The 12,924-nt window shown below is 63.3% G+C and carries 13 protein-coding genes; 7 read left to right on the top strand and 6 right to left on the bottom strand.

All coding sequences use genetic code 11. The features are described from left to right. Window positions 1-2 precede the first annotated feature (2 nt). The 3 genes from guaD (at window position 3) to CIT25_RS09990 (ending at window position 3,339) form a co-directional block, all read left to right on the top strand. Complete coding sequence (guaD, locus tag CIT25_RS10000; RefSeq protein WP_095484392.1) at window positions 3-1,316, top strand: guanine deaminase; 1,314 nt, start codon at window positions 3-5, stop codon at window positions 1,314-1,316. 75 nt (window positions 1,317-1,391) lie between these two features. Beyond that, on the top strand, window positions 1,392-1,898 hold the full coding sequence (locus CIT25_RS09995; RefSeq protein ID WP_095484391.1) for a heme-degrading domain-containing protein: 507 nt from the start codon (window positions 1,392-1,394) through the stop codon (window positions 1,896-1,898). A 175-nt stretch (window positions 1,899-2,073) separates the two neighbouring features. Continuing rightward, window positions 2,074-3,339, top strand: coding sequence for a glycerate kinase type-2 family protein (locus CIT25_RS09990; RefSeq protein WP_095484390.1), 1,266 nt, complete (start codon window positions 2,074-2,076; stop codon window positions 3,337-3,339). 2 nt (window positions 3,340-3,341) lie between these two features. Here the strand turns inward: CIT25_RS09990 and CIT25_RS09985 are convergent, their stop codons facing one another. The 3 genes from CIT25_RS09985 to CIT25_RS09975 form a co-directional block, all read right to left on the bottom strand. Beyond that, complete coding sequence (locus CIT25_RS09985; RefSeq protein WP_280953363.1) at window positions 3,342-4,067, bottom strand: UdgX family uracil-DNA binding protein; 726 nt, start codon at window positions 4,065-4,067, stop codon at window positions 3,342-3,344. Between the two features lie 85 nt (window positions 4,068-4,152). Continuing rightward, complete coding sequence (locus CIT25_RS09980; protein WP_095484388.1) at window positions 4,153-5,574, bottom strand: glutamine synthetase family protein; 1,422 nt, start codon at window positions 5,572-5,574, stop codon at window positions 4,153-4,155. Between the two features lie 13 nt (window positions 5,575-5,587). Further along, entirely contained in the window at window positions 5,588-6,970 is a 1,383-nt protein-coding gene (locus CIT25_RS09975; RefSeq protein ID WP_095484387.1) for an aspartate aminotransferase family protein, read from the bottom strand. A gap of 167 nt (window positions 6,971-7,137) precedes the next feature. On the opposite strand from CIT25_RS09975, the gene CIT25_RS09970 reads away from it, so the two are divergent. Continuing rightward, complete coding sequence (locus CIT25_RS09970; RefSeq protein WP_095485051.1) at window positions 7,138-7,590, top strand: hypothetical protein; 453 nt, start codon at window positions 7,138-7,140, stop codon at window positions 7,588-7,590. Between the two features lie 13 nt (window positions 7,591-7,603). On the opposite strand, the gene CIT25_RS09965 is transcribed toward CIT25_RS09970, so the two are convergent. Continuing rightward, a complete protein-coding gene (locus tag CIT25_RS09965) occupies window positions 7,604-8,578 on the bottom strand; it encodes a WD40 repeat domain-containing protein (protein WP_095484386.1) in 975 nt (324 codons plus the stop codon). Between the two features lie 260 nt (window positions 8,579-8,838). Beyond that, window positions 8,839-9,897, bottom strand: a complete 1,059-nt coding sequence (locus CIT25_RS09960; protein WP_095484385.1) for a CobW family GTP-binding protein — start codon at window positions 9,895-9,897, stop codon at window positions 8,839-8,841. A gap of 175 nt (window positions 9,898-10,072) precedes the next feature. Between CIT25_RS09960 and CIT25_RS09955 the strand changes: the two genes are divergently transcribed. Continuing rightward, window positions 10,073-10,804, top strand: coding sequence for an intradiol ring-cleavage dioxygenase (locus tag CIT25_RS09955; protein ID WP_095484384.1), 732 nt, complete (start codon window positions 10,073-10,075; stop codon window positions 10,802-10,804). Window positions 10,805-11,024: 220 nt separating this feature from the next. After that, complete coding sequence (locus CIT25_RS09950; RefSeq protein WP_095484383.1) at window positions 11,025-11,495, top strand: MarR family winged helix-turn-helix transcriptional regulator; 471 nt, start codon at window positions 11,025-11,027, stop codon at window positions 11,493-11,495. Window positions 11,496-11,511: 16 nt separating this feature from the next. Here the strand turns inward: CIT25_RS09950 and CIT25_RS09945 are convergent, their stop codons facing one another. After that, window positions 11,512-12,390 carry an AraC family transcriptional regulator gene (locus tag CIT25_RS09945; RefSeq protein WP_095484382.1) on the bottom strand — a complete coding sequence of 293 codons (879 nt, stop codon included), beginning with the start codon at window positions 12,388-12,390 and terminating at the stop codon, window positions 11,512-11,514. Window positions 12,391-12,422: 32 nt separating this feature from the next. Here CIT25_RS09945 and CIT25_RS09940 point away from each other — a divergent pair, with 32 nt between their 5' ends. Then, window positions 12,423-12,830: a DUF2000 family protein gene (locus tag CIT25_RS09940; protein WP_095484381.1), complete on the top strand. Its 408-nt coding sequence runs from the start codon at window positions 12,423-12,425 to the stop codon at window positions 12,828-12,830. Window positions 12,831-12,924 lie beyond the last annotated feature (94 nt).

Below are 12,924 nucleotides of genomic sequence, written 5' to 3'. Positions count from 1 at the left end.
GCATGATCAGCCCACTCCTGCGCGGCCGCACACTGTCCTTTCTGCGCTGGCCTGAGACCGTCGACGACCATCCCGCCTGGCGCTACGAGGAGGACGGCGGCCTGCTGATCCGCGACGGCAGGATCGCAGCCGCCGGCACCTATGCCGAGGTCGAGAAAAAGGCTGATGAAGGCGCAAAAAAGATCGATCACCGCCCACATCTGCTGCTGCCGGGCTTCATCGACGCGCATGCGCATTTTCCGCAGATGCAGGTCATCGCCTCCCATGGCGCGGAACTGCTCGACTGGCTGAACACCTATACTTTTCCTGAGGAAACCAAATTCCAGAACGCCCAGCATGGCCGCCGCATTGCCAGGCTGTTTCTCGATGAGGTGGTGCGTCACGGCACGACGACAGTCGCCGCCTATTGCTCGGTCCACAGGGAGTCCGCCGAAGCGTTCTTCGCCGAGTCGCATGACCGCAACATGCTCAACATCGCCGGCAAGGTGATGATGGACCGTAACGCGCCGGAGGGTGTGCTCGATACAGCGCAATCGGCTTATGACGATAGCAAGGCGCTGATCGCCGATTGGCACGGCAAGGGACGCCAGCATTATGCCATCACGCCGCGCTTCGCCATCACCTCGTCGCATGAGCAGTTGGAAATGGCGGGCGCGCTCTGCCGCGAATATCCTGATCTGCACATGCAGACGCACCTGTCGGAAAACCACGCCGAGATTGCCTTTACGCTGCAGCTCCATCCAAAGGCGCGCGACTATACCGACGTCTACGAGCACTACGGGCTGCTCGGGCGCAAAAGCTTGTTCGGCCACTGCATTCATCTGTCGGAACGCGAGGCGGATTCGCTTTCGGATTCAGGCTCGGTGGTGGTGTTCTGCCCGACCTCGAACCTGTTTCTCGGCTCGGGCCTGTTCGATTATCAGCGCTACCGCACGCGAGACAAAGCTCTCCGCATCGCGGCCGCCACCGATGTCGGCGGCGGCACCAATTACTCGATGCTGCGCACCATGGACGAGGGCTACAAGGTGATCGCGCTGAACGGCGAAAAACTCAACCCGTTCCAGTCGTTCTGGCAGCTCACCCGCGGCAATGCCGAGGCGCTGTCGGTCGTGGAAAGAATCGGCACGCTGGACCAAGGCAGCGATGCCGATATCATCGTGCTCGACGCCCGCGCCACGCCGGCGATGCGGCTGCGGATGGAGACGGCGGACACGCTGGCGGAGGAATTGTTTATGCTGCAGACGCTCGGCGACGACCGCGCCGTGCGCGAAGTCTATGTCGCCGGGCGGGCGGCGAAGAGCGATATGGCGGTTTAGCTATCCCGCACGTTCCGTCTTGACCGGGCGGCAGCCATCGGTCAAAGCCTGCAGCGAAGTTGACAGGGGAACGACATGGCCGTTGCGGACGACATCGCTCTGATCAAGAAACAGGAAGCCACGCTTGTCTTCCCCATCTTCGACGAGGCTGTCGCCTTCAAGATCGGCTCGGCGATCCGCGACCGGGCGCTAGCCGAAGACCTGCCGATCATCGTCGACATCAGGACCTTCGACCGGCCGCTGTTCTATGCAGCGATGCCAGGCTCGAATGCCTCCAATCCGGACTGGGCGCGGCGCAAGACCAACGTCGTGCGCCGGTTTTTGAGAAGCACCTACCGCATGGTGCTGGAGCAGCAGCGTCCCGACCGCAGCTTCAAACCCGGTGAGGGGCTCGACATATCAGACTATGTGCTGGCCGGTGGCGGCTTTCCCATAACGGTCAAAGGTGCCGGCGTGATCGGTGTGATCGCGGTCTCGGGCTTGCCGGAGCGCGAGGATCACGGCGTCGTCGTCGATGCGCTTTGCGCCCACCTAGGTATCGATGCGCGCGAGCTTGCGTTGCCGCCGGAAGCAAAATCTTGACGTTGGCGGCGCCCCTCATCCGCCTGCCGGCACCTTCTCCCCGCATAGTGACGGGGAGAAGGGAAGCGCTCCAACGCTGGCGACCCCCTCTCCCCGTCTCTATACGGGGAGAGGGTAAGGATGAGGGGCAGCGGCAGCGGTGGGAAAACTGCATCGACGTTGGTGCCGGCGCAGTATGACCGTGCTCGACCCGAAACCCTTCCTCATATCGATCTTCAATGCCGCCGTTACCGCTGCCGATCCTCAGAGGACCATCAGGGATCATCTGCCAGCAATGCCGAAAGGCCGCACCATCGTCATCGGCGCCGGAAAAGGCTCGGCGCAGATGGCGGCGGCATTCGAAAAAGTATGGGACAGGCCGATCGAAGGGCTGGTCGTCACCCGCTACGGCTATGGCGCGACCTGCCAGCGCATTGAGATCATCGAGGCGGCGCATCCGGTGCCGGACGCCGCCGGCCTCGAAGCCTCGCGCCGGCTGCTCGAAAAGGTGCAGGGGCTGACCGCGGACGATCTGGTCGTGGCGCTTATCTCGGGCGGCGGCTCGGCGCTGCTGCCGTCGCCTGCTGGAGGTCTGACGCTGGCCGACGAGATCGCCGTCAACGAGGCGCTACTTGCCTCCGGCGCGCCGATCGCCGCAATGAACACCATCCGCAAGCATGTATCCACGATCAAGGGCGGCAGGCTGGCGGCGGCAGCATATCCCGCCAAGGTGGTGTCGCTGGTCGTCTCCGACATTCCGGGCGACAATCCGGCGCTGGTCGCTTCCGGCCCGACCGTTCCCGATTCCGGCAGCCGCGAAGACGCATTGGCGTCGATCGCCGCCTATGACATGAGACTGCCGGCCGCGGTGATGGCGCATATCAATTCGCCGGCCGCAGAGGCGCCGCGCGCCGACGATCCGCGTTTTTCGCGCAATGAAGTGCATCTGATCGCCTCGGCCGGCGTATCGCTGGAGGCGGCTGCGGCCGAAGCCAGGCGCCAAGGCATCGAGGCGGTCATCCTCTCCGACTCCATCGAGGGCGAAGCGCGCGAGGTCAGCGGTGTCCACGCCGCGATCGCGCGTGAAGTTGCGACGCGCAACCGGCCTTTCCCAAAGCCGGTGCTGATCCTGTCGGGCGGCGAGACGACAGTGACCGTGCGCACAAAAGGCAAGGGCGGCCGCAACAGCGAGTTTCTGCTCGCCTTCGCCATAGGCATCAGCGGCATGGATGGCATCCATGCACTGGCCGCCGATACCGACGGCATCGACGGTTCGGAAGACAATGCCGGCGCCTTTGCCGACGGTTCGACTGTGGCGCGGATGCGGGAGGCAGGCGTCGATGCCAAGGCGATGCTTGCCGGCAACAATGCCTGGACGGCATTCAATGCTATTGGCGATCTTTTCGTGCCCGGCCCGACCGGGACGAACGTCAATGATCTCCGGGCGATACTGATCAGGTAGGTTCAGGCGGCCATCAGCGTCTTCACCGCCTTCATATCCTTCAGGAACCGCTCGCGTTCGGCCTGTTTGTCCGCCGGCTCGCGGATACGCAGGATGAAGGACGGATGGATCGTGACGAACACACGCAGGCCATCCTCGCGCTCCACGACCGCGCCGCGCATCTTCATGATCGGCACGACTTTGCCGAGCAGTGACTGCGCCGCCGTTGCGCCGAGCGCCACAGCCAGATTGGGTTTTACCAGATCGAGCTCTTTGTCGAGCCACCAGCGGCAGGCCTGCACCTCGCCGGCGTTCGGCTTGGAGTGGATGCGCCGCTTGCCGCGCGGCTCGAATTTGAAATGCTTGACCGCGTTGGTGACATAGACTTTCAGCCGGTCGACGCCGGCTTCGTCCAGGATTGCGTCGAAGACCTTGCCAGCAGGCCCGACGAAAGGTTTGCCGGCCAGATCCTCCTGGTCGCCGGGCTGTTCACCGACGAAAATCACCTTGGCCTTGTCAGGGCCTTCGCCGAACACAGTCTGTGTCGCATTGCGCCACAGCGAACAGCGGCGGCAGGCTTTCGCCACTTCGCTGAGTTCGGGAATGGTGCTTGCGCCGTCCGCTTCCGCCGTCTCAGGCAATTCAGGCTTGGGCCAGCGTCTTGCCTGCACCTTGGCGTGGCGTGGCGCGGGATTTGTCTGCATCCTGGCGATCATGGCTGATGCGGCCTTGTCCGCTGCTGCGATCAGATGCGGAATGAGCGAAGCCCCGGAAAGGTTCCTTCAAATAGCTCGGACCCGGCTTTCGCCGGGAGAATGACCGGCGATGCGATCCTCACACCTCATGCAGATAGAGATGATAATCCAACTCGCTGACGGTGCGCGCCACGCGCAGATATTCGGATTGCTTGATCGCAACGAATGTCCGGTGCAGGTCTTCGCCCAACGCTCCTTTGAGGAACGTCGACGCGCGAGCGGCCTCGATCGCGGCGCGCCAGTCTACCGGCATGGTCGTGCGCGTGATTGCCGATTCGTAGCCATTGCCGGTGGTTTCGGGGCCGGGGTCGAGTCCTTCGTCGAGACCCCTGGTGATGCCGGCCAGCACGGTTGCGGCGACCAGATAGGGGTTTGCGTCGACGCCCGACGGCCGGTGCTCGATGCGCCGGTTTTTCGCATCGCCTGCCGGCACGCGCAGCGCCACCGAGCGGTTGTTGACGCCCCAGGTCGGCGCCACTGGGGCATAGGATTGCGAGACGAAGCGACGCCATGAATTGGCGTGCGGTGCGAACACCAGCATCGATTCGGCCATGGTCTGGATGAGGCCGCCCAGTCCGCGCAGCAGCGGCAAGGACCAGGTCTCGCCGCTGGCTTCAGCGAAGACGTTCTTGCCGGCCTTGTCCTGCAGCGAGACATGGAAATGCATGCCGGAGCCGGCATACTTCTCGATCGGCTTGGCCATGAAGCAAGCGGTGACGCCGTGGCGGCGCGCCTGTGCCCGCACCAGCCGCTTCAGCATGACGAGATCGTCGGCCGCCCGCATCACATCCTGGCGATAATTCAGCGTCAGCTCGTACTGGCCGGGCGCATATTCGGAAATGACCGTCTCGGCCGGGATGCCTTGCACCTTGGCCGCGGCGTAGATGTCGGAAAATAGCGGCTCCATGCCGTGCAGATGGTCGACGGAATAGACCTCGGTCTTGGCCGAGCGGCGGCCGTCGAGCACCGCGTTCGCCGGTCGCACCTTGCCGTCGGCGTCACGCTCATTGGCGAGGAGGAAGAATTCGAGCTCGAAGGCGCCGGCTGGATGCAGGCCCTTGGCCGCCAGTATCTCCACCTGCCTCGCCAGCGCCAGCCGTGGATCAGACGACATGGGCTGACCATCGAGATGATACATCGCCATCAGCACCTGGCCGCGCGGCGGCTGTGTGCCGAACAGCGGCACCAGCGTGCCGGGGATCGGCCATGCCCGCAGGTCGCCGTCGCCGGTCGTCCAGATCAGCCCGGTCTCGTGAACGTCCTCGCCGGTAATGTCGAGGCCGAGGATGGATATCGGCATGTGCCGGCCGCCCTCGAAGATGCTCATCAGTTCATGCCGGCGCACGATCTTGCCACGGCCGACGCCATTGGCGTCGGTCAGCACTATGTCGAACGCTTCGATCTCGGGATGGGCATCGAGAAAGGTTTGCGCCTCAGCGGGCGTCGAGCCCGAAGGGGAGGCGATGATAGCGTTCAAAGTTTGCTTGTGCGCTTCTCTCATACGCAAGCTTGTCTCATGCCGCGAGCCTTGCCGCAACCGCACCGAAGGCGGTGATCAGGCGGTTGACCTGGGCAGCACTCGTCGCCGGCGAGATCAGCATCATGTTGTGGAACGGCGCGATCAGCACGCCGTGATTGACTAGCGCGACATGGATCGCCGCTTCGAGCTCCGGCGCGTGCGCTGTTTCCGCCTCGCCGCCATTCCTCAGCGGGCCAGGCGCGCAGATGAACTCGACGCGTGCGCCGACTCGGGCAACATGCCAGGGCAGGCGGTAGCGGTCGATGACGGCGGTCAGCCCGGCGTCGAGCCGCCGCGCCAGATGGTCCATATGGTCATAGTTCTCTTCGGTCATCACTTCTTCCAGCGTGGCGCGCATCGCCGCGAATTGCAGCGGATTGGCCGAGAGCGTCGTGCCCATGCCGGAATAACCGGGCTGTTTCTGGCTATTATAGGCAGCATAGCGCGCGGCGACGTTTTCGCTCATGCCCCACACGCTGGCCGGCACACCGCCGGCGATCGGCTTGCCGAGCACGAACAGGTCCGGCTCCAAGCCGTGTTTCGCCGTATAGCCGCCGGGACCGGTCGAGATCGTGTGCGTCTCGTCGATCAGAAGCAGGGTGCCGGCCGCGCGGGTGAGACGTCGCAGCGCTTCGTGGAAGCCGGGATCGGGTAGCACCATGCAGGAGTTGGTCAGCACCGGCTCGGTGATGACGCAGGCGATATCCCCGTCCCGGAGCGCGGCCTCAAGCGCCGGCACATCATTGAACTCGATGACATCGGTTGCCCGGGTCAGGTCGCGAAATTCGCCGGCCAGTCCCGGCCGGTTGATCGGTCTGCCGTCGACCAGCCGCACCATCGTCTCGTCGACCGAGCCGTGATAGCAGCCGTTGAAGACCAGGATCTTTTCCCGGCCGGTGATGGCGCGGGCAACGCGCAGCGCAAAGCGGTTGGCATCGGTCGCCGTCGTCGCGATCTGCCAGAAAGGCAGGCCGAAGCGCTGTTTCAGCAGCGGGCCGATGGCGAGTGCATCCTCCGAAGGCAGCATGTAGGTGAGGCCGCGTCCAGCCTGCCGGCGGATGGCGCGGGCGACCGGCGGCGGCGAATGGCCGAACATCGAGCCGGTATCGCCGAGGCAGAAATCGTCGAGCCTGTTGCCGTCGATATCGGTGATGGTGGCGCCCTTTGCGCTGCCGACCAGGATCGGGAACGGCGTCGGCCAGTCGTTCATCCAGTGCATCGGCACGCCGCCGAAGAAGCCCGGCAGACCATTGCCGGCCTTCGCTGCCGATTTCGGCCGTGCCTTGCGGAAGGCTTCGGCCTCGGTCTCGCGCAGATCGGCGATGCGGGCAGTGCTGATGCCGCCGATGGATGTCTTTGAATGGTCGATTGTATGCATGAAGGCCCCTCTCGTACGTCACTCTAGCCAATCGGCATCCGGAACCGCAATTGGCCGCGCGGCCGCCCTGCATTGGTTCAGCGGCCACGATAGAAGAGGACTGGCGCTTGACCTCAGGGCATCCTCCAGCATCAATGCGGGTGGGTATGTGGCTTGGGGGAGAAAAGATGCGGACGATCTTCTGTGTAACAACGCTGCTGCTGTCGGCCGGCACGGCCTTCGCCACCGGCGGCATCTGGTGCTCCACCGAGGATGCCGCGGTGAAATTCGAGGTCGAAGCTGGCGTCACCAGAGGCATGGGCGGGCCGACCTTCAATTTTCGCGGCGACCTCGAAATTCTTGGTAGGCCCGTTGACGACGGTCTGCGCAAGAGCGTGTTCGAGGATTCCAACCTCACGCAATACTGGCTCGACGGCAAGGAACTGCGGCTGCTCGTCTATCGCGAGCACGAGGTCGCAAACACCTATAGCTCAGTCGAACTGACGATCTTGACCAAGGTCAGCGAAGAAGGCGTTTATGACGGGCGCTATTCGCTCGCGATCTATGACGGCACGGCTGCCGCGGACAAAGACGGCAAGCCTGTCGAATTGACCGGCAAGGTCTCCTGCGGGGCCGAGTAGAACTCCCGGCTAGTTATGCCGAAATATCGATAACGCCGCAGTCGCCGGCCGCACTGCCGAAGGCGACGCGCCGCTCTTGCCTGTCCCACATCATCGAGGTGATGGCGCCCTTGCCCGGCCGGCGCAGCAGCACTTCCTTGGCGTCGGTGAAGCGCACGGCCATCACCATGCCGTCATCATAGCCGACGGCGACGACATCCTGGCTCGGATGGCAGGCCACTGAGGTCACCATGGCGTTACCGCGCGTGCCGAGCTCCAGCGGCGCTTTGCCCATCGGCCCGTCCTTGCCCGAAAACGGCCAAACGATCGCTGCCGGTGCGCCGGAACTCGCCAGCCATTTTCCCTTGGCGCTCCACGACAGGCTTTTGACCTTGCCGGGATAGCCGCTCATGCGCATGTGCTTGCCGTCGGCCAGCTTCCAGCCATGCAGCGCGTTCTCCTGCATGGTGGTGACGAGGAAGGCGCCGTCCGGCGAGAAGGTGATGCCGGTGTGGGCGCCGGCCCATTCGAGCTCGACAGGCTTGCCGTCGGCCGCCGGGAAATGCAGCGTCGCGCCATTGTAGCGGGCAACGCCAAAGCGCATCCCCTTGGGCGAGAACGCTAGCCCCTCGACCGAACGCGGATGCGCAAATTCCCTGGTCTTGCCGTCGGCGAAACGCACGAAGGCGATCTTGCCCGAGGCATAGGCGACAGCACCTTGCGGCCCGGCGGCAACGCTGGTGATCCATTTTTTGCCGGCGCTTGCCAGTTCCGCCGCATTGCCGCCTGCGGTGACGGCAAAGACCTTGCCGTCCTCGCCGCCGGTGATCAGCCGGTCGTTGGCCGCGTCGTGGAAGGCCGCGAGCAAGCCGTCATTGGCCTGCACAGTCTTGTGGCCATGGTCGAGCCGATGGATGGCGCCGTCGGCCAGGGCAAAGTGCGGCACGTCGTCAAGGAAGACGGCGGCGATGCAATGGCCATCGAGATCAAGCGGGGCGACTGTGGGCATGCGAGCTGTTCCATTAGAGATCGTTGTGGTCGCCTTGCCGCCGCAGAGGAATCGTTAGCGTGGCTAGGTGCGACGCGACCTTCTCCCCTTGTGGGAGAAGGTGGATTGGCGCGCAGCGCCAAGACGGTTGAGGGGTGCTGGACGAAACGCCGTCAGTGCCAAGCTGGAACACCCTTCATCCGACCGAGCTTCGCTCGGCCACCTTCTCCCACAAGGGGAGAAGGAAGAAGGGCCAGCGCTATCGTTATAAGGTTTGGAAATCAAGCGGCCTGGCAGGCGTCAAAACTCTTCTTCAGCCGCTCGGCATCGAGCTCGCGGCCGATGAACACCAGCCGGCTCTCGTGCTTCTCGCCGTCCTTCCAGGCGCGCTGGTGGTCGCCCTCGATGATCATGTGCACGCCCTGGATGACATAGCGCTCATCATCGCCCTTGAGCGCGATGATGCCTTTCAGCCGCAGGATGTTCGGGCCTTCCATCTGGGTGATCTTCTCGATCCACGGGAAGAATTTCTTCGGGTCCATCTCGCCGCCGCGCAACGACACCGATTGCACCGTCACGTCATGAATATCGGACGGGTGCGCGTGATGATGGTGGTCATGCCCGTCATGATCATGGTGATGATGGCCGTCATGGTCATGATGGTCGTGGTCATGGTCGTCATGCGCCTCGAGGAAATGCGGGTCGTTCTCCAGCGCCCGCGAGAGATCGAAGGCGCCGCGGTCGAGCACTTCCGACAACGCCAGGCCGGCGCGTGTGGTGCGATGGATCCTGGCCGCCGGGTTGATCGCGCGGATCGTCGCCTCGACCTTGCTCAGTTCCTCCGGCGTGACGAGATCGGTCTTGTTGAGCACGACGACATCGGCAAAGGCGATCTGGTCCTCGGCTTCGCGGGAATCCTTCAGCCGCAACGGCAGGTGCTTGGCGTCGACCAGCGCCACCACTGCGTCGAGCCTGGTCTTGGAGCGCACATCGTCGTCCATGAAGAAGGTCTGCGCCACCGGCACCGGATCGGCGAGGCCGGTCGTCTCGATCACGATGGCGTCGAAACGGCCCGGCCGGCGCATCAGGCCCTCGACGACGCGAATCAGGTCGCCGCGCACCGTGCAGCAGACGCAGCCATTGTTCATCTCGTAGATTTCCTCGTCGGATTCCACGATCAGCTCGTTGTCGATGCCGATCTCGCCGAATTCATTGACGATGACGGCGTAGCGCTTGCCGTGGTTTTCCGAAAGGATGCGGTTGAGCAGTGTCGTCTTGCCGGCGCCGAGATAGCCGGTGAGAACGGTTACGGGGATCTGCGTCGTCTGTGCATCGCTCATGTTGGGCCTCGAAAAGGATTGTTGGCTCCATATAGGATGTGCGCCTTGCTTTTGCACGCAGCAAACCAATGGGCCAAACAGGCGCCAACATTGCCGAACTTTCATTAGTGCGGGCTGGCCTCACTGCCTAGATAAGAACAAGGTGAGTTGCTCGACAGAATGAAAGAGGCGCCGGATGTCCGACAAACCGTCCTCATTTCCATTGAACCGGCGTCAGGCGCTCGGCCTCATCGCCGTCAGCGCGGGCGGCGGCGTCTTTCTGCCGGGCATCGTGCTGGCTCAGCAGGCCTCGCCCTATGCCGGACTTGCCCTGTTCGATAGCGGTGCCGGCGTTTGCGCGATCACGCCGGAAGCGACCGAGGGACCGTTCTATTTCGACCCGAAGCTCCGGCGCGCCGATATCACCGAAGGCAAAGCGGGCATTGCCCTCAATGTACGGCTGCAGGTGGTCGACGCGGGCTGCCGGCCGCTTCCCGGCGCGCGCGTCGACATCTGGCATTGCGATGCGCAAGGGCATTATTCGGGCTATCGTGGACAAGGTGACGACCAGGATGTCGACACGTCAGGCCAGAGTTTTCTGCGCGGCTGGCAAAAGACGGACGACACCGGCATCGTTTCCTTCGCCACCATTTATCCCGGCTGGTATCGCGGCCGCACCACCCACATCCACTTCAAGGTCTTCCCCAACGACAATTCGGTGATGACCGGCCAGCTGTTTTTCCCCGACAGCCTGAGCGAGCAGATATTCACCACTGTCGCGCCCTACACCGACCGGTCCGGCAGACGGGATACGCTGAATGCCAGGGACGGTATCGCCCGGCGCGCCGGGCCGCTGTCGCAGGCGGCGCTGCGTGAGGTGGCGGACGCCTACCAGGCGTTGATGATCGTCGCGGTAAAGGCTGATTGAGTCTCGTTTCGTGTGTGCGGCGCTCCTGCGGAAAGCTCCCACCTGCACTGAAAAGTCGTTTGTCATCTAACTGAAATAAACATCTGGCATTAGCCACGGCGGACATCGCATTGCTTGCCGGCAAAGCTGTTTTGCAGAGCCGGATCTTTTTGATCGTCGATTGCCAACCGGGCGGCTGCCTCTATGCTGTCCGCACCGGTTCGGCCGAAGAGGGATGACCATGGCCAAGGCGGACAAAACTGCGACAATGAGCCGGCTGCATTCGGCGGCGCGGCTGGCACGTACTGCGCTGGCGGCGCGGCTCCTAGGGCACGGCTTTTATGCCGGCCAGGACCAGATCATGCTGGCGCTCGATCGCGAGGACGGGCAGACGCCCGGCAATCTTGCCGGCCGCCTCGGTGTTCGCCCGCCGACCATCACCAAGACCATCAACCGGCTTCAGGCGCAGGGTTTCCTGGAAAAGCGCGCCTCGGCCGCCGATGCCCGCCAGGCCCATATCTTCCTGACCGACACCGGCCGCGAAATCATTCACGCCATCGAGAAATCGGTGAAGAAGACCGAGAAGCAGGCGCTGAAAGGTCTCGACAAAAAGGACCAGAAGGCGCTGTTCAAGCTGCTCGCCCGCGTCGAGGCGAACCTCTCGAATGGAGAGATGGTTCTCGTCGATGATGAGATCGACGCCGACGAATGATCCGCGGCTGACGGCATCAGGCAGCTGCTGCCGACGACCCATGGACCAATGCCGACCAGCGGCCCGGCGTGACACCGAACGCCTTCTTGAAGTGCCTGTTGAAATGACTTTGGTCGCTGAAACCGGCCGCTATTGCGATCTGCGCCAATGGCTCGCTCGCCTCGATCATGCGGCGTGCTCGTTGAAGTCGGCGCATCAAGAGAAAGCGATGCGGGCTGGTGGAGAAGGCCGCACGGAAATGCCGCGATAGGGCGTAGCGATCCAGCCCGGTGATCGCCTCCAGCTCCTCGGAACGGACGATACGGAAAACATTTTCTTCCAGATAGTCGCGTGCCAGGCTGGCTGCCCGCCACGCTGTCCTCGGGATCGGCTTCGCCGGCAGGCCTGCATGCCGTGTTAGGCTTTGCATCAGCTGCGCAATGAAGTCGGCGACAAAAAGATCGTCCAGCTTCTGGTCCAAAGGCCCCAGCGCCGAAAGCAGCCTCATGCGGAAAGCTGGATCCGTCACCACGGCATCCCTGACGAAAGGCAGCGGTGCGCCGACCGTATCGAGGCAGTCCAGCACGACGGACGGCTCCAGATAAAGCATCCTGTAACGCAGGCCGTCTTCGGTGCCGGCACCGCCGTCGTGCAATTCGTCGGGATGCAGCACGATAATCTGGCCGGGCAGGCTGTGATGCGTCGCGCCGCGATAGCGGAAGGTCTGCACGCCATGCAGCGTCACGCCGATCGCGTAGGTATCGTGACGATGGAGATCGAAGGCGCTGCCGTGGAACCGTGCCTCGATACGCTCCATGCCGACCGAATCGGGGGCCGAGATGACGCAGTTTTCAGCCACGTCAACGCACAAACGTCCAAGACCCTGAAAGGCCTCGCCCGCTAAATCGTGTGGCATCGCTTCATCCACGAACCAATGGCGAATGTCTCATGTTCGACACCAAGTTTGCAATCGTGCTGCAGGACGATCTTCCCGTCTGGCAAAAGCTCAATGTCACGGCCTTCCTGACCAGCGGCATCGTCGCGCAGTATACAGAAATCATCGGCGAACCCTATCGCGACCGCGCCGGCAATATTTATAACCCGCTCTCGATCCAGCCGGTCATCGTGCTTTCGGCCGACCGCCCGACGCTTAGTGCGATCCACCGGCGGGCGCTGGACCGCGGCGTGACAACTTCGCTCTACGTCGACGAAATGTTTTCGACTGGACACGATGCCGCCAACCGCGCCGTCTTTGCCGAATTCGCGCCCGACGACGCCAAGGTCGTCGGCATCGCGCTGCGCGCCGAAAAGAAGCTTGTCGACAAGATCACCAAGGGCGCCCGTATGCATCCCTAGCGCATCGGCCCGAAAATCGTAGTCGGTCTTTTTGGCTTGCCGGCAGGTGGCAATTCCCGCAAAGGTGGGCTCTACCTCACTATCCGGCCCGAAA

Origin of the sequence: Mesorhizobium mediterraneum (assembly GCF_002284565.1) — a bacterium.
Taxonomy (GTDB): domain Bacteria; phylum Pseudomonadota; class Alphaproteobacteria; order Rhizobiales; family Rhizobiaceae; genus Mesorhizobium; species Mesorhizobium mediterraneum.
The sequence above is the reverse complement of the archived record's forward strand: the minus strand, read 5'-3'. Positions and strand labels throughout refer to the sequence as shown.